This is a genomic window from Aminobacterium sp. UBA4834 (assembly GCF_002400205.1).
GTDB classification, from domain to species: domain Bacteria; phylum Synergistota; class Synergistia; order Synergistales; family Aminobacteriaceae; genus Aminobacterium; species Aminobacterium mobile.
Map to the genome: position 1 here is coordinate 252,508 of NZ_DHFC01000018.1, position 16,164 is coordinate 268,671.

At 39.2% G+C, this 16,164-nt stretch carries 16 protein-coding genes; 9 read left to right on the forward strand and 7 right to left on the reverse strand.

Annotated elements, in window-relative coordinates; translation table 11 throughout:
- Positions 1 to 12: 12 nt before the first annotated feature.
- The 4 genes from B3L97_RS07745 to B3L97_RS07760 all read right to left on the reverse strand — a co-directional run bounded on the left by B3L97_RS07745 (position 13) and on the right by B3L97_RS07760 (position 4,219).
- The gene (locus B3L97_RS07745; protein ID WP_286846910.1) at positions 13 to 669 is read right to left on the reverse strand and encodes an aspartate/glutamate racemase family protein; all 657 of its coding nucleotides are present in this window, start codon (positions 667 to 669) and stop codon (positions 13 to 15) included.
- A 15-nt stretch (positions 670 to 684) separates the two neighbouring features.
- On the reverse strand, positions 685 to 2,250 hold the full coding sequence (locus B3L97_RS07750; RefSeq protein WP_286846911.1) for an OPT/YSL family transporter: 1,566 nt from the start codon (positions 2,248 to 2,250) through the stop codon (positions 685 to 687).
- Between the two features lie 222 nt (positions 2,251 to 2,472).
- The gene (locus B3L97_RS07755) at positions 2,473 to 3,654 is read right to left on the reverse strand and encodes a PucR family transcriptional regulator (RefSeq protein WP_286846913.1); all 1,182 of its coding nucleotides are present in this window, start codon (positions 3,652 to 3,654) and stop codon (positions 2,473 to 2,475) included.
- 148 nt (positions 3,655 to 3,802) lie between these two features.
- The gene (locus B3L97_RS07760; RefSeq protein ID WP_349679279.1) at positions 3,803 to 4,219 is read right to left on the reverse strand and encodes an ImmA/IrrE family metallo-endopeptidase; all 417 of its coding nucleotides are present in this window, start codon (positions 4,217 to 4,219) and stop codon (positions 3,803 to 3,805) included.
- A 394-nt stretch (positions 4,220 to 4,613) separates the two neighbouring features.
- Between B3L97_RS07760 and B3L97_RS10035 the strand changes: the two genes are divergently transcribed.
- From B3L97_RS10035 to B3L97_RS07790, 6 genes are all read left to right on the forward strand, one after another.
- Positions 4,614 to 4,820: a hypothetical protein gene (locus B3L97_RS10035; protein WP_333593006.1), complete on the forward strand. Its 207-nt coding sequence runs from the start codon at positions 4,614 to 4,616 to the stop codon at positions 4,818 to 4,820.
- Between the two features lie 769 nt (positions 4,821 to 5,589).
- The gene (locus B3L97_RS07770) at positions 5,590 to 6,675 is read left to right on the forward strand and encodes an NAD/NADP-dependent octopine/nopaline dehydrogenase family protein (protein ID WP_286846917.1); all 1,086 of its coding nucleotides are present in this window, start codon (positions 5,590 to 5,592) and stop codon (positions 6,673 to 6,675) included.
- Between the two features lie 105 nt (positions 6,676 to 6,780).
- Positions 6,781 to 7,806, forward strand: coding sequence for a TRAP transporter substrate-binding protein DctP (dctP, locus tag B3L97_RS07775; protein WP_286934741.1), 1,026 nt, complete (start codon positions 6,781 to 6,783; stop codon positions 7,804 to 7,806).
- Positions 7,807 to 7,876: 70 nt separating this feature from the next.
- Positions 7,877 to 8,440 carry a TRAP transporter small permease gene (locus B3L97_RS07780; protein ID WP_286846921.1) on the forward strand — a complete coding sequence of 188 codons (564 nt, stop codon included), beginning with the start codon at positions 7,877 to 7,879 and terminating at the stop codon, positions 8,438 to 8,440.
- Positions 8,428 to 9,735 (forward strand): TRAP transporter large permease, encoded by a 1,308-nt coding sequence (locus B3L97_RS07785; protein ID WP_286846924.1) that lies wholly within the window; start codon positions 8,428 to 8,430, stop codon positions 9,733 to 9,735. Before B3L97_RS07780 ends, B3L97_RS07785 begins: the two co-directional genes overlap by 13 nt.
- Before the next feature lie 53 nt (positions 9,736 to 9,788).
- On the forward strand, positions 9,789 to 10,916 hold the full coding sequence (locus B3L97_RS07790; protein ID WP_286846926.1) for a mandelate racemase/muconate lactonizing enzyme family protein: 1,128 nt from the start codon (positions 9,789 to 9,791) through the stop codon (positions 10,914 to 10,916).
- Between the two features lie 94 nt (positions 10,917 to 11,010).
- On the opposite strand, the gene B3L97_RS07795 is transcribed toward B3L97_RS07790, so the two are convergent.
- Positions 11,011 to 11,571, reverse strand: a complete 561-nt coding sequence (locus B3L97_RS07795) for a helix-turn-helix domain-containing protein (RefSeq protein ID WP_286846929.1) — start codon at positions 11,569 to 11,571, stop codon at positions 11,011 to 11,013.
- A gap of 477 nt (positions 11,572 to 12,048) precedes the next feature.
- Here B3L97_RS07795 and B3L97_RS07800 point away from each other — a divergent pair, with 477 nt between their 5' ends.
- The 3 genes from B3L97_RS07800 to B3L97_RS07810 all read left to right on the forward strand — a co-directional run bounded on the left by B3L97_RS07800 (position 12,049) and on the right by B3L97_RS07810 (position 14,061).
- Positions 12,049 to 13,164, forward strand: coding sequence for an EVE domain-containing protein (locus B3L97_RS07800; RefSeq protein WP_286846930.1), 1,116 nt, complete (start codon positions 12,049 to 12,051; stop codon positions 13,162 to 13,164).
- Between the two features lie 220 nt (positions 13,165 to 13,384).
- Entirely contained in the window at positions 13,385 to 13,585 is a 201-nt protein-coding gene (locus tag B3L97_RS07805; RefSeq protein ID WP_211235516.1) for a type II toxin-antitoxin system HicA family toxin, read from the forward strand.
- A gap of 101 nt (positions 13,586 to 13,686) precedes the next feature.
- A complete protein-coding gene (locus B3L97_RS07810; RefSeq protein ID WP_286934742.1) occupies positions 13,687 to 14,061 on the forward strand; it encodes a type II toxin-antitoxin system HicB family antitoxin in 375 nt (124 codons plus the stop codon).
- 19 nt (positions 14,062 to 14,080) lie between these two features.
- Here B3L97_RS07810 and B3L97_RS07815 read toward each other — a convergent pair whose 3' ends face one another.
- Positions 14,081 to 14,932 (reverse strand): ATP-binding protein, encoded by an 852-nt coding sequence (locus tag B3L97_RS07815; RefSeq protein WP_286846935.1) that lies wholly within the window; start codon positions 14,930 to 14,932, stop codon positions 14,081 to 14,083.
- Entirely contained in the window at positions 14,929 to 15,834 is a 906-nt protein-coding gene (locus B3L97_RS07820) for a helix-turn-helix domain-containing protein (protein WP_286934744.1), read from the reverse strand. The genes B3L97_RS07815 and B3L97_RS07820 overlap by 4 nt, the downstream gene beginning before the upstream one ends.
- Between the last annotated feature and the right edge of the window lie 330 nt (positions 15,835 to 16,164).

Sequence of the window (16,164 nt, forward strand, 5' to 3'; positions counted from 1 at the left end):
AACCCCATTTTATTAAAACCCTAAAGCAGCCCTCATGAAAAATCCTTCTGCTCTCACCGGATCTATAACAGGCAAACAAACTCTGTCTTTAATCTCTGATGCCAAAGAAACAGTTGACATGCCTGTACAGGCAAGAGCAATAACATCCACTCCATCTTTTTTTAAAGTAAATGCCTCTTTTAAAACAGAAGCTCGCCCAGCTGGGGTCATAAGATCAAGAGTAGAGTTCACTCCATAAGGATGTATTTCTTTTATTAAAGAATCTTTTAAAACTTCTTTCATCCCTATTGGAGTTTCATCTGTTATTCCAATAACTCCAACTCGTTTCCCTACTCCTATAGCAAGCAAAGCTGTAGAACGTCCCGCGCCTATAACAGGGATGGAGAGCTTTTTGCTGAGTTTATCTACTGCCGGATCATCTGCACAACTTATAATTAAACCTTGAATATTATCTTGAATCATAGAGAGAGCTAGGTTTTCTATCTTAGGAAGGGCTTTCTTTTTCGTCTCCTCATCATGTATTCCTTCTGGCTGATCAGGAATACACAAAGAGAGCACTTCCCAATCTGGGAAAAGAGACATTAAAAGTCGGCCGTGAGATTCGAGAACTTTTTGATCGTACGCAGTTAATACTCGTATGAGACCAATACGATAATAAGTCTTTACCATGCTAAGTATCCCCTTTTACGCAAAACTTCGAACAACTGCGGAAATAAATCCGTAGATGCCATCCCCCGCAATTAAACCTGCTTCTCGCATCTCCATCCACTTGGTCCCCCAAATAATGCGACAAATTACCGCAGCTAAAACACCTATTCCATATATAGGATTTTTAATAAGGAGTCCTGTAGCAAAAAGAATACCAATAGCACGTTTAGCACCGCCTAGTAACTGAATAACAGCGCCCGCAACACTCCATAAAAGCAATTGCCGAAGAACATCAGGATTAGCTCCAGCATAAACTGTAGCAGCAAAAACGCGACTTACCGGAGGCAACATATCTAACTTAAAATGCATATTCATAAAGAAAAAAACAACTACTACCGCTACAAAGCCCCCTATAATTTCAGCTATCATTTGCTGGCGACGTCCGTCAAGCTCGTACTCTCTATCTCTCCCTTTACCACGAATAATCCACCCTGTTTTTAAGTCGTATCCCATATCAGCAAAACATGGCCCTGTACTTGAAACATATCCCGCCAAAAGAGCCAAAGGAACTCCGGGAAACCCCATAAAAAGGCCAAGACTCAAGAATATGACGCTAATGGCAAAACCTGGGAACCATCCTGAGTGCATCGCGCTTAAACCTACAAGAATAGGAGCAACAACTGCAGAAAAAGTAGCCCAAGCCACCCATAAGAGTAATTTTCCGAAGCTCATGTCTCTCCAAAGCCCACTCAAAAGAGCCAAAACAATTGCTCCTAACCCAAAAAGTATTGTATGAAAAATAATTGCTTTTTTAGTTTCTTGAGGGGTAACAGTGTTAGGAAGAGAATCATTAGTTTTTTCTTGAGAACTGGATGTTCCTTTACGCGAAATAACAACAAGAGCCTGCACAAGAGAAACAATACCAGCTCCAATCATAACGCCATGGGGAATATAGGTTTTACCTAAATCCAGCCCCAATAGCACTCCGGAATATCCTCGTATAACAAGACCGATTCCTAAGGCAGACATGGCAAAAATATTAGCGATAAAAACTATTCCTACTCCTGCCATAGGGAGACCAAAGTGACTGCCGATAGCACCAACTACAACCCCTTCCAAGAGACGGCGCGCTTTTTCTCCTCCTTCGTCTCCTGCAATAAGGGCTTGGGCAGTAGCTATACCAGGAGGCCATGCACCTGTAGCAGGGTACAGATCGGAATCGTATATTTTATATACAAAATGCATTCCAATAACTGTCGCTATTCCAGAACCTATTAACATGGGGAAAATATATTTAGGCGCACCTAACACATATATAATTCCCACGGCAAGCAAACCGCAATTTGCCGCTCCAAAACCTGAAGCTGAAGTCATTGTTTGTACAAGATTTTGACGATCAAGTGAACGGAAGTCTTTTAAAAATGATAGAGGAATACGAGCTAGAGTCATTGCAACAATGGCTCCTATAATTGATGTGTTTGGCGTAATACCTATTCTTGATATGATTTGCATACAGATAATAGCGGAAAGAACAGAAACTATGATGCTTAAAACAAAAGTCCTTGGCTCAAGAGCTTTCACATGCTTCTTGGACCCATTCATATTTTCCCCTCCTTTTTATTCCCAGCACACTGTGATACGTAGGAGCAAATACGTAAAAATATGCCATAGTTTCACGCCAAAAAACAAAGAGAAGTTACTGCTATGGATACAATTACATCATTATAGAGTTTTCTCTAATGTATTTATATCTTTAAGGTAGAGGAAAAACAATGGGATCAACATACAAAGAAAAAAACGTTCTCTATGCACAATGCACAAAACTTATGTAGGGTTCTCATCTTCGAGGAGAGCATATGTGATCAGCGCAAAAAACAACCGCTGTAGTTTGAAACCGGAAAAAACGTCAGTACCAAGAATTCCTTCTATCTGGTTTAATCTATAACGCAACGAATTTCTGTGTAAATGCAACTCTTCAGCAGCTTTTTTCTGATTGCAATCCATAAGCAAAAAAATTTTAAGCGTTTGTAACAAAGAGCTGTTATTGTTTTCGTCATAGGCCAGAACGGGTTCTAAAATCAAACGACTCGTGTGAATAAGGTCTTTACGGTTAGGATGTGTATACCAAAAATAAAGATAATGAAGGCTATCAAAATCAGCAAAACTCGATTGCCAAATCATAAGCTTCTTTATAATTTTTAAGGAAAAACAAGCCTCTTTATATGCCTCCTTTATACCTTCTTCTAAAAAATGAAGGGCACTTACGCTTACATAATATGCCCCTAATTCACTTTGAGACGATGAAGACACTCTTCGTGCTATATTTTTCACGTCCACAAAACTTGACTCATCGCACACTATAAACAGAAGACCAATAATATTATCAAGTTGAACAGCAAAGAAATCTTTTCTCTTCAACCTCGTTTTTTCAACAAATTCCCAAATAGAAATGTCATTTACACCTCTATTGTCTGGGAACTCAAATAATATGAAACAACATTGATCAGACAGAGAGAGATTTAGTTGACGGAAAAAGTCCAGCTTTTCTTTTTCAGAAACGCTTTCTCTCAGCATATACTGCAATATTTCCTGTTTATTTAAAGATCTCTTTAAGAATTGTTCCCTCTCAAATATCTGTGACATAACTTCTTTTATTACAGGAACATACGGCAATTCTGGGGGCAGAAGGATCATTGGGAAAGCTTCTTGCTCAGATATTTTGAGTACTTCTTCCGGCAAAGCCTGTATAAAACGTCCTACTTTTATTCCTATGCCAGAAGCACCTCCTTCTGCCTGAAGTTTAATTAGTTGTGCTAGACGTGAAATATTTTCTCTATAGGCATAAGCAGTTGTAAGAAAAAAAGTGCCAGGTGTCACCCATTGGTCTGCATCTGGCACTTCTATAACATCTATACAACGAACCGGATTATCAAGCCCTTGTTGTCCTGCCAAAACTATAGACCCTTTTAAACAGGGAAACTCAAGCATTTCCCTAATGCGTAACACGCTATACTACCCCCCTTCTTTGCCCTCATATTATAACTATAAACCACTTTAATCTATATTCAGCCTTTTTAAACAACTCACATCCTTAATTGAAGGTTTCTTCCATATTTTGGGTGGCGTAAATTTTGCTACCTGTTTTGGAAACGAGCTAGCAGGCTGTAGATGAGAAATTTAATTGTATTTCATACCTTATTTTTAAATTGTTGAAATAACTATAAGGTACATATTTGTCTTTCTGTAAACGTCCAAGCACAATACCTGGATCTATATCAACTTTTTCCGCAAACTGTTTTATGCTCTGCTCAGTAAAAATCCCCTCTTGTATGTACTCTAAATATTTTTCTCTAGGGATAAGAATATCTCTTGCGAATCCATCAGCCTCAAGCTCTAATCTCTGAATCAGACTTTCTGCCAATGAAACATTATCATCTGTTACAATGGTTAACTTTATTCTTTTTTGCAAAACATGTTTAATCTCGTGGAATAATGAAAACCAGAAAATATCGGAAGTTTTCAACCTATCGTTTATCGCCAACAACACTTTACGCTTGTTGTACCACTTCACTTTCGTTTACTTAGGTAAAGTGAAATAGATAATGAAAAAGGCGGACACCTCTCCTGATGCTGGTGTTGCTCACACAACCAAGACAAAGGAAACTGGAGGTAACCCACCATGACATCGTTATACCAACGCTTACAGCGATCTGAGAACTCTGCAGCAGCACTAGAAGTCGTAACTGATCTCATGAAAAAAGGAAAAAGGGGACCACGATCATCCCATCCCATTCAAAAAGAACACAGCCTCATATGGAGGCTATCGTTCTTGAAGTTCAGAAGAATACAAACATGGGTACTCGTCGACTTGCCAAGAAACTGGCCCGCATCTTCAGCCTGACTTTCTCCCTATACACAATCAGCAACATCTTCCGGAGGAACAACAGAAAGAGCCCCAGGGCTTTATGGAACAGAGCCACCGTACTGACCCCATCCCTGTGCTTCCCTATATTGCATCTCATAAAACCTTTATGACTCTCGCTACAAAATGGGTAAAATATTACAATCAGGAACGGTTACATGGAAGAAGAGAAATGGACGGAAAAGCATCAAAAGGGAAAATATACGAGCTTTCTTCAGCCAATTCAAAAGCCGATACTTCTGTCCTGTAGCTGTTATTGAGCCCATTCATTTTTGAAATGGCGGGAACCAAACAGATTAACTGGGATTTCCACTATTCTCTTTATCACGTTATCGGGGAGAAGACTATAACCCCTCACAAAAGGTTATATGAAACATGAGCATAAAGCTACGATAAATGAATTCTATTTATAACACTCACACCATCAAGACTTTTTATTTCACTATACTTTTTCACATAATTTTTGATGATCCGTTACAGCTAGATAATAAGAATTCCTCCGTGTATCAAGCACTAGAGCAAAATTGAATTACGCTGTAATTGACTAATAATCACCGCTTAGGTACATACTAGCCAGCTAGCCCTTGTCCTCATCAGGATTAGCTGTTTTTTTATTTTTTTAAAAATCATGATTTGTTTGGGTTTTTCTTGTGAATAAATGTGTTTTTTCACATTATAAACTTCTATTCATCCAAAATTGTAGATCCATAAGGTAAATAAGCCTTACTTGTCCATTTGGAGAAAAAACTTTTTTATTCTGTAACTGTAAGTTAAAGCAGAATTATAGTTGGGGCAAAATCGAGCGTAAACAGAAACATATATTTGTCACTAAAATGAACTCCTTCCACTCTTTCATTGTAATCAAAATATTTTATAAAGTAATAAGTATCACTACAGTAAAAAAATTTCATGTTAGTTGACTTTTTAATAAAATTGAACTATTCTGCATATGCGCTTTGAATAAATTGTTTTATTTTACTTGCTGTTCAAACATGCTTTACTAAGGAGGCAATTTTAAAATGAAATTTGCTGTTCTTGGAAGTGGAAATGGCGCCAGAGCTTGGTGTGCTCAAATAGCAGCAAAAGGGTGTTCTGTAGTTATGTGGGAACCTCTCGAAGCTACTGAAGACTATCTAAAGCTAAAAGAAAAGAAAGAAATGTTTCTTGAGGGTGATATCCAATTAGGGGGAAAACTTGCTGGAGTTACTATGAATATCGAGGATGCTATGAAAGGAGCAGATTGTATTCTTGTTATTGTTCCTTCGTTTGCACACAAACCTATTTTTAGGAAAATGATCCCCTATCTTGAAGATGGACAACACGTTATCGTAGTTCCAAGTAATTTTGCGGCCTATCGCCTAAAAAAAATGATGCTTGATGAGCATTGTAATAAAAAAATATATATATCAACAACTGAAACAATGCCTTACGCTTGCCGGATTAAAAATTTCGACACTGTTGTTATATTTAAAAGAAAATTTTCTATTCACATTGCTAGTACTCCTTTATCAGTCGGCCCCGAAGTACGCAAGTTTCTGAATGATATTTTTGATGGTTATGTTAGTTTTCTTCCTGCGGAGCATATACTTGCGCTAGACTTTTCGAACGCTAATTTTGTAATGCACCCTTACCCGCTGCTTCTGAACTACGGGCAGATAGAGAAAAATCCCACTACGTTTAGGCACTATATAGACGGTATTACACCATTAATCAGTGAACAGATGGAATATCTCGATCAAGAAAGAATTTCAATCGGTTCAAATTTAGGATTTACATTAACATCAGCTTTGGATCTTATGAAATTATACTATGGTCAAAACGATACAAAAAATCTATATGAGTACGTTAACAGTGCTGAAACTCCGTATGCTGACCTTATCGGGCAAAATGTGAAGAGTCGTTATATAACAGAGGACGTACCAGGCGTTATCATGCCAATAGCAAGACTGGCTAAACAGATTGGAACCCCCTCTCCACGCTGCGATACTATCATTGATTTGGCATCACAGCTTCATGGTACCAACTATTGGACACAGGGTACCACGTTAAATTCAATTGGAATTGAAGGGAAAAGTTCACAAGAGATTATAGAAATGATGATTTAGTTTTAATCAAATTGGTAGATATGTGCTTAACATGCGGCAACTAGCCTAGCATATAGGGCCTTCTAGTCGTCCAATTAGGAATATAAATTTAGAAAAGATAGGGAGATGATTGGTATGAAGAAACGTTTATCGCTTTTGGTTCTGGTTGTTTGTTTTTTAGTACTATTCTCTACTATGTCTTTAGCCGCGGTTAATTGGAAGTGGGTACACTATTTGCCAGTTGATTCCATGGTAGACAACCTTTCAAAAGATATGATTAAAGAAATAGAAGAAAGAAGCAATGGTCAAATAAAATTTACTCTTTTCCCAGCAGGGCAGCTGGGAGATTGGATGGAAATGTCAGAACAAATGATGCGTGGTTCTATACAAATTGGCATTCTTCCTGTCTCTCCAGTATATAATAAAGCACTTCAGATCCGTGTTCTTCCCTACAGTGTCATGAACTGGAATGAAGCTCGAAAAGCTTTTACTGGCGCAGATCCTTTCCTTTTTAATATTCTGTCTGAAGAAATGGAAAAAGTAGGATTTAAGGCTCTTGCTGTTGTAGCAGAGGGATTTGGTGGCGCTGGTTTTGCTGATACCCCTGATTTTGATCTTGTTGATCCTGATGCTAATAAACATGGCTATAAAATGCGTGTCCCTGCTGGAAATCAGGCTTTCGAATCTCTTGCACAACAATTAGGATTCATACCTGCCTCTGTGCCCTGGGGAGAAATTTATATAGCTCTTCAGACTAAGCTTATCGATTCTCAAATTGGTGGTCAACCATATAATACTTATGCTTCTTTCCTTGATATAACTAAAACTTGGGTTCAGTATAATACTCACTTCCAACACTCATTTGTCTATATGAATAAAAAAGCTTGGGAAGCTCTTTCTCCTGACCTTCAGAAAATAGTTAAAGAAGTCGCTCAAAAATACGCCGATACAAGTTTTGCAATTGCAGAAGCTGAAGACAAATCTTATATGGGAAAAATGAGTGAGGCTGGTATAAAAGTTATTATCCCTACCGATGAACAACTTAAGAAAATTGCTACAAAAGTACGTAAAAATACATGGCCAATTATGGAAAATGTTGTGGGTAAAGAAGTAATGGATAAAGCGCTTTCTGGGCTTGGGATTACAAAATAAATCAGTATATTTAAGGAGATCTCGCGATTAGGATATTCTCGGGGTCTCCTTATTGAAGGGAGAAGTTAGCATGAAAAAAGTCTTTTTGTCTTTTTGGCATTTTATGCTACGAGCCCAAAGAGTTGTGATGCTTCTATCAATATGTTTTTCGACGATAGCAGTTTTTATTGAAGTTATTATGCGTTACTTTTTCGAAACTCCTTTAATAGGTATAGAAGAATTAGCAGCTTATGTTGCTTTTTGGCTTTACTTTATTGGTGGCTCATACGGTGCCTATGAAAGAAGTCATATTTCGGCAGATCTTTCTCAACTTATTTTTAAAAATAAACTTAACTACGCCAAATCACATGCAATTACAAGCCTAATTTCCGCTTTAGCAGCTTTTTATTCCCTGTCATGGGCTTATAAATATGTTAAGTGGGGTTGGGTAATGAATGAGCAATCGAGAGCCACTTTTTTAGGAAGTACCTATCCTGTGTTTTTTTTCCAATTGAGTATTTTTGTCGGATTAGCATTAATGAGTTTCTATTTTTTCATAGAGTCCTTTCAATGGTTTAAAGCTGCTTTTATGGATCGTCATGTACCTGAAAATTTACTCGTCGCTAGAGAGGAGATTGACTCATGGATTGGATAATTGTTTGTTCTTTAGTTATATTTGCGTTCATGATTTTCTCTGGCGTGCCAATACCGTTTGGTTTTTTAGTCTCTATAATTTTTTTAGAAATTGCAAAAGGAATGGATCCTTCTTTTCTTTTACCTATAGGTTTTACTAGCCTAAATTCGGTAACCCTTCTTAGCATGCCTTTTTTTATTGCCCTTGGTTACATCGTAACGGAGGGTAGCATTGCTCGCCGTTTACTCGATTTTGCTAATGCTTTTGCAGGTCGAATTCCAGGTGGGCTAGGTATAGTGGCATGTGTAACATCTGCTGTTTTCGGTGCGATTTCTGGGGCAGCTGCATCTTCGGTAATCGCTATTGGTACCATAATGATTCCTGAAATGGAACGACATGGATATCCCAGAGGTTATTCGGCAGCCCTAATCTCTGCTTCCTCTGTTCTAAGCACATTGATTCCTCCCAGTATCACTATGATCATGTATGCATTTGTAACCAGTCAATCCGTTGCAGCTTGTTTCCTATCAACAGTGATACCAGGGTTAATTTTAACAGCGCTTTTAAGTTTCGTTAACGTCTATCTTGTTAAAAAAATGCCTTCTGTCAGAACGCTCCCGAATGTTTCTTTTAGAGAAAAGATTGCTCTCATTGGAGAAAAAACGAAAACTGCCCTCGGAGCTTTGTTGCTTCCAGTACTTATTTTAGGAGGGATCTATGGGGGGGTCATGACTCCAACCGAAGCAGCTGCTGTTGCTGTTATTTATTCAATTTTGTTAAGCCTTTTTATATATCGCGAGCTTTCGTTTGGGAAAATATTATTATCTCTTCGTTCCTCTGTTACTGCTACTGGTACGATGATGCTTATGACGTTCTTTGCAGCAATTTTAAGCAGAATATACACGATGGAGCAAGTTCCACATGCAGTTTCCACTATCTTATTGAGCCTTTCTGATAACAAATATGTCCTTTTGCTTCTCATTAACGTGTTTCTTCTTTTTGTTGGGATGATTGTGGATGCACTGAGTGGGATACTTTTGGTAACACCGTTGCTTTACCCTGTTATTTTAAAGCTTGGCATTCATCCCATACATTTTGCAGCTATTATCGGAGTTAATTTAGGAGTAGGAATGTTAACTCCTCCTATGGCTGGCATTCTATATATGGGGGCTAAAACAGGAAAGGTTGCTGTTAACAAAATGATGAAACCTATAATGATATTTATAGGATGTTGTTATGTCCCAGTTATTTTGGCCACAACATATTGGGAACCTCTCTCTCTTTATTTGCCTCGTCTTGCAGGGTTAATTCGCTAAAAAATAATTAAAAAAGATCCTTCACCACCATAATTGTTGAAAGGATGATAATAATGAGGATAAATTCAATCGAAATTATTGAAACAAAAATTCCATTAAAAGATCCATATAAACTGTCAAGAAAATATGGCGTGGTGGAGTTTACACACCCTACAATTGTAAAAATTTATACTGATAACGGCACCGTTGGTTACGGAGAAACGGATGCATGGGCTGGCTTTACATCTGAAACACCGGAGACCGTCGCTGCTGTTCTAAAACATAATATCGCACCTGCAATTCTTGGAGAAGAATCAACGAATATCCTTAAGTTACACAAAATCATGAATTTTGTTATGCGTGAAAATCATATGGCTAAAGCAGCTATTGATATAGCTTGTTACGATATTCTTGGCAAAGAGGCAGGGATGCCTGTTTATCATTTGCTGGGGGGGAATTTATATGAGTCTTTACCTATTATGGGAGGCATTGGAGGAGAAACATGCGAAGAAGCTGCTAATGCTGCTATGAAAACAAAAACTAAGGGCTACCATTCCTTAATGATTAAAGTTGGTCGTAATCCTGTTCAAGATGCTCAGTGTGTTCTTGCTGTCCGAGAAGTTGTAGGGCCAGACTACCCCTTGATTCTTGATGCGAATCAAGGGTGGGATCTTGCTTCTGCTAAAAAGTTTATTTCTATTGCCCAAGAGGCAAATCCAGTTCTATTTGAACAACCATTACTTGGGGAAGATATAGAAGGAATGGCAGAGTTACGTAGGTGTTGCGATGTCCCTGTTTCCGTTGATGAAAGTCTCACTTCTTTTGAGTGTGCTCAGAATATAATTCGTCTTAACGCTGCTGATGTTTTTAGTGTTAAAGTTTGTAAGAATGGTGGAATAAAAGAGTCAATGAGAATTATTGAACTAGCAAGAAATAATGGAATCAACATTTTATTTAATTCTATGTTAGAAGAAGGAATAACACAAGCAGCTTCTCTAAATATGGCTCTTGCCACTGAAAATATATATACGTATGGTCATGCTTATTTCTCACCGCTACGTTTAGAGGCAGATATTACTACCTTTAGCGATTTAATTCGAGACGGCAGAGTTTATGCCCCAGCATCTCCTGGCCTTGGTATCAGTTTGCTAGAAGATGTTCTTGATCGCTATGTCATCGCTCGTACAGTTATAAAGAAATAGATACACTATATGCAGTTTAGCAAACTTCTACAGAAAATCGTCTAAATATATTAACCAATAAGTCGTAGAAGATTTTTCTTCTACGACTTATTGGTTAACTTGTTGGTGTCAAAATAAGAAGAGCTTTACATTGTTTCCCACCATAAGCCTTTCCTCCATGAGATTTGTTCCCATCAAAGAAAATACAATCTCCAGAAGAAAGGATAAATGTATTGCTTTCATAATAAAAATGCATTTGCCCCTCTAAAACATATATAAACTCATCAGAGTTATGTATGAAGTTCGGGTTTTCTTCGGCTGTTCCAGCTGAATAAGTAATTAAGTATGCGCTCCACATTTTATTATGCCAAGCATCACCAAGCATTTCATAGCGATATCCCTTACTTGTCTTTCTCGATGAGATGGGCTTTTTATCATCTTTGCGAATAAGAAGGAAACCAGAGCTAGTTTCGCTAATGAGGGCAGCTAAAGACATCTCTAAATTTTTAGCAATTCTCGAGTAAGTTGAAATTGGGGTGCTTACTTTGCCTAGTTCGATCTTGGAGAGCATTGCTTTTGATATGCCAACTTTATCAGCTAAATCTTGTAAGGTCATTTTGTGACTTTTTCGTTGCTCTCTTATGCGTTTCCCTATGAGTATTTCCATCTCTTCCATTCACAATTCCCCTCCGATTAAAACAATAAGAAACCCAATAACAAGCTTAGCATACAATCGTGGGCACTAAGTTCAACACTCATAAAAACAATGATTATATTGACTCATAAACGACTGTTTTCTTTTTAACAAAATAATAATAAAAACATTTTTAAAAACTGCATTCTATATGAAAATTTGACTCTATTATTACATGGCGGACAGGAATGTCAAGTTAATTTTAAAAAGGCATAAAAGACCAACTTGCAACCAATCTGCCATAATGTACCGCCCTAACTTCTGAAGAAGCAATAAAAGAGCGTTGCGTTTTCATTTTACCCAGAGTTTCCTTGCTTATTTATATCAATTAATTTAATATTTTAACTGGATAGATGTGATTTGTTTTTAAGTATTGTGTACCCTTTAATCTTTGACATCGAATTGAAGAGAAACAACAAAAATATAAGCAACTTATTTTAAGGATGGCGATCTATCTATATGGGGAGATCGTATTGGTTAAATTTATTTATTGGAAAGACTTGGGAAGAGTTTCTTAAGGCCGGTGGTAACGTTTCCGGCTTCAGGGAAACACGTAAAACAACATGTAAAAGGGTCAAACCTGGAGATTACTTTATTTGCTACATAACTGGCGTTCAGAGATTTATTGGGGTTTTAGAAGTGACATCAGAGGCTTTTATTGACGATAAACCGATATGGGAAAATCAACCATTCCCCGTCCGATTCAATGTCAAAGTTGTTCATAAACTTACTCCCGAGACAGCTGTTCCACGTAACTTAATAGAACATCTCGATTACGAAAAACTGACGTCATCAAGCGCTTGGGGTGGGTTCCTTAGAGGTTCACCACAAAAATTTCATCCGCACGATGGTGAATTGATTATTAAAGAAATTATCAAGGCAAAGAATAATCCTGTACCGATAGATTTTGATAAAAAGAAGTATTTTAGAGCACCTAAAACGTATGAAACGAAGAACGGAATTGTAACGATACCGGAAACCGAAAACAATGAAGAGACTCATTCGCCCGAGTTGAAGTCTATTCAAAAAACTGATGGAAACAATGTTACCCATGAACAAATTCAATGGTTGCTTCTTGAGATTGGCTCTAGGCTTGGTTTAGATGTATGGGTAGCGCGAAATGACAAAAACAAGGAGTTCGACGGGAAACTCTTTAAGGATATAAAAGGTATGCGAACCGAGTTGCCGAATCAGTTTGATGATGCCACCAATAGAACAATTCAGCTGATTGATGTTCTCTGGCTTCAAGGAGATTCTATTGAGGCCACTTTTGAGGTGGAACACACGACGTCCATATATTCCGGCTTGCTGAGAATGTCGGATCTTATATGCATGCAACCTAATATCAATATAAAGCTTTTTCTGGTCGCGCCAGATGAAAGGCAAGATAAGGTTTTCGGGGAAATCATGAGGCCTACTTTTGCAAAATTGAAGAAGCCGCTCCCCAAAATATGCAAATTTATTCCTTATTCTACATTGAAAGAAACATTTGATAAGCATAAAGACATGCTTGACGTTATGAAGCCAGATTTTATACAAAAAATAGCTATAAGTTGTGAAGGAGACGAGTTTTAACCCTCTATTAAGTTCAAAATATGGTCACGTTCCCTAACTCTAGCTCAAATTAAATTTACATTATGTCAGAACTATAGTCCTCTCAAAGGTAGGAATATAGCAAATCATGCCTCATTTTGGTACGTATTAAAAAGTATCAAAATGTATTGTAAAGTATTAATATGTATTGACAATACGTGTTGATGCATTGCAATAAGAGTACCAAAAAGGTGGCTGTGGATTGGGTCGTACGATATCATCAAGAGAAAACATTGCCATACTGAAAGCAAAAGGATGGGAGAAGGTTGCTTCCATTGGAGATCCTGTCCAATTAAAACACCCTCACAAAAAAGGGAACGTTACGGTAAAACATCCAGAGAAAGATATTTCAGGAGCCTTACTAAAAAGTATTGAGAAACAAGCAGGAATACGACTCAAGTAATGATTCCTGCCCCAGAGGAGGAATAAGACAATGGCAGACCGCTATATTTACTCAGCACTTTTCACTATGAAGAAAATCAAGTGGGAGTAACATCCCCCGATTTGCCTGGGTGCGTTACGGTAAGTAAAGACGAAACAGATGCTATCAAATGCGCAAAAGAGGCGTTGGGGCTACATATCTACGGCATGGAAGTCGATGGCGAATCAATTCCCGCTCCGTCATCTATTAAAAATTTGCCACAGAAAAAAGGAACAATCTGCGTACTTGTTGATGTTTGGATGCCACTCATTCGCGCATCTGTAAAAGAGTACAGCGTAAAAAAGACGCTTACAATACCTGCATGGATGGATCGTGCCGCCAAAGAAGCGGGAATAAAAAATTATAGTTTGATGCTTCAAGTTGCAATTGCGCAAGAACTCGGTATAGATATTAAAGCTGAAACGCCATTTTCACACCCCGCCCCCACCATTGCATGATTTAAAACAAACCATACCGCTACTTCCCAACAGGAAGGCGCTGCTGCACATTTTTGCGTGTTCTGAAATCCCGGGCCTTGATAAACAGAGGCTGCGCCATCTCCGCCAACCGTGAAACAATCCGCGCGCCTCTTTCCCCCAACATCTTCTCAAGCTGCGACATAGAGCACGCATTCGTGGTAATGATCGTCTGTTTCCCCGACCTGTATCGCGCGTCGATAACAGAAAAAAGCCTCTCGCTTACCCAGCTTGTAGACCGCTGCGCCCCCAAATCGTCGAGAGCCACGCAATCCGCATCCTTCACCACCTGTTGAATCGCGTCTGCGGTTCCTTCATTGTAGCCTGACCGAATTTCGTCGAGCAAATCTACCACCGGAACGAATAGAGCCGCCTTCCCTCGACTGACCGTTTTTTGCACCATAGCGATGGCAAGATGGGTCTTCCCCACGCCAGTTCCTCCACCCAGAATTAAGGAGGCGCCGTCTTCCACACTCGCCATTGCCAACCCCTTCGCCGTCCTGATCATGGGGTCTCCGGCCGTTATGAACGTACCGAAAGTGCAGCGTTTCATGGCCTCTGGGATCTTGCTCGCCCGAATGAGTTGTTCCGTTTCCCGCTGTCGTTTTTCCCTCTGGCGATTCACACAATTCCCCACCTCAGCTACAATAATCTGCCGTCTAAAGATTTTTTTCACTGAAATCGACCATCGGAGCCCCTTATATTTACACAATGTGATTCCCGGACATTTGGCACAGAACAGTTGCTGCTCTTCAGCCTGTCTGAAATCTCCCATGGAGCCATATAAATCCGATTTCGTTATAGATGGATTTTTGAAAAGTCGCCGCACATACGAGAGAACTCGTTTTGTCATGGCAACTCACCTCCGTATTTTTCAATCAAGGCCTCCTGCCGCCTGGCCTCCCACTCTTTCAAGTCGGCCGATCGTTGCTTTTCATATGGATCTTCAGATGTGGAAACCTCTTGAGTTTCAGACTCGCCCTTTCGCCTCGATGTTTGATATTTCAAGCTTTCGTAAATGTATTCAAGAGTCAGGCTGTGGAGCGGACGGTTCAGCTTTTCATATCGTGCCACCGCCCTTGCGATCTCATGGTTCACACGTGCGGGTACATGAATTTTCTCGAGGACTTTGAGTGCGGAAAGTTCTTGTGGGGTAATTTCCTTCCTTCCCGTTTTGAGTAGGAAATACTCCACCGTTGCACGCATTACTTGAGGAACTTCTTCCAGTTCCACTGTCGCTTTAGGAATATATTGCGTGGAAGCGGTTGGTTGGGATTTTGCGTTTGATGTTCCGTACAAGCCACCTGAAGGACGCGCTTCTGGAGAGAATTTTTCTCTCTTCTCTGAAAGAGAAGTATCTAGTTCAAGTGATTCTAGTTCCGCCACTGCCTTTGGCGCACCCCCCTGGTGTACGTCATGCGCCCTTGTAGGAGATGCATTTCTCGCTCGGTGGCCAATGAGTGTATATTCCGAAGAGAGCTGAAGCTTATTTTTGTATCGAGGAGTTCTCCTCAAATATTTTTTCGATTGCAGTCGTTTTAAGCTCTCTTGAGTGGAGCGCACGGAACACCTCGCATATGCGGCAATTGTTGCCACTTTAGGAAAACATTTTCTCTCATACGTAGACGCAAAGCTGCAAAGAACGGCGTAAACGGTTTTGTCGATAGGAGAAAGGTCTTTATCACGAATGATGCACCGGTCTACACACGTCCACCAAAAATCACGAGTGTCGTTTAGAAGTGTCTGGTCTGCCACAAAACTTCCCCTCTTTCTAATGAATTGCCACGTAACTGAGACAATGCAGCCACGAGAAACTCTCCGTGAGCTTGAAATATTTCCGGCGTTCAAGCAGTTCAGGCGGTTTAAGCAATTCGAATCTACATTCGGCCTGTGATTCAATTTGATGTTGGATCTGAAGCTCGGGCCTATATCTGCCCGAACTGTGGCTCGACATGCTGCTCAAAAAATTCCCGACGCTCAAACTCGCCAATATTTTTAAAAAATAGAGTCTCTCTATATGTATAAGTGTGCTCGTGGCATTGAAAAAACAAAAAGTGAAAAGTTTTTGGAGTTTTGAGTGGGAAA

Excerpts from the sequence above, each read along its gene's own strand:
- B3L97_RS07770 (WP_286846917.1), top strand. The coding sequence starts at position 5,590 with ATGAAATTTGCTGTTCTTGGAAGTGGAAATGGCGCCAGAGCTTGGTGT.
- B3L97_RS07780 (WP_286846921.1), top strand. The coding sequence starts at position 7,877 with ATGAAAAAAGTCTTTTTGTCTTTTTGGCATTTTATGCTACGAGCCCAA.
- B3L97_RS07795 (WP_286846929.1), bottom strand. The coding sequence starts at position 11,571 with ATGGAAGAGATGGAAATACTCATAGGGAAACGCATAAGAGAGCAACGA.
- B3L97_RS10035 (WP_333593006.1), top strand. The coding sequence starts at position 4,614 with ATGGAACAGAGCCACCGTACTGACCCCATCCCTGTGCTTCCCTATATT.
- B3L97_RS07785 (WP_286846924.1), top strand. The coding sequence starts at position 8,428 with ATGGATTGGATAATTGTTTGTTCTTTAGTTATATTTGCGTTCATGATT.
- B3L97_RS07790 (WP_286846926.1), top strand. The coding sequence starts at position 9,789 with ATGAGGATAAATTCAATCGAAATTATTGAAACAAAAATTCCATTAAAA.
- B3L97_RS07750 (WP_286846911.1), bottom strand. The coding sequence starts at position 2,250 with ATGAATGGGTCCAAGAAGCATGTGAAAGCTCTTGAGCCAAGGACTTTT.
- B3L97_RS07815 (WP_286846935.1), bottom strand. The coding sequence starts at position 14,932 with ATGACAAAACGAGTTCTCTCGTATGTGCGGCGACTTTTCAAAAATCCA.
- B3L97_RS07800 (WP_286846930.1), top strand. The coding sequence starts at position 12,049 with ATGGGGAGATCGTATTGGTTAAATTTATTTATTGGAAAGACTTGGGAA.
- B3L97_RS07745 (WP_286846910.1), bottom strand. The coding sequence starts at position 669 with ATGGTAAAGACTTATTATCGTATTGGTCTCATACGAGTATTAACTGCG.
- dctP (WP_286934741.1), top strand. The coding sequence starts at position 6,781 with ATGATTGGTATGAAGAAACGTTTATCGCTTTTGGTTCTGGTTGTTTGT.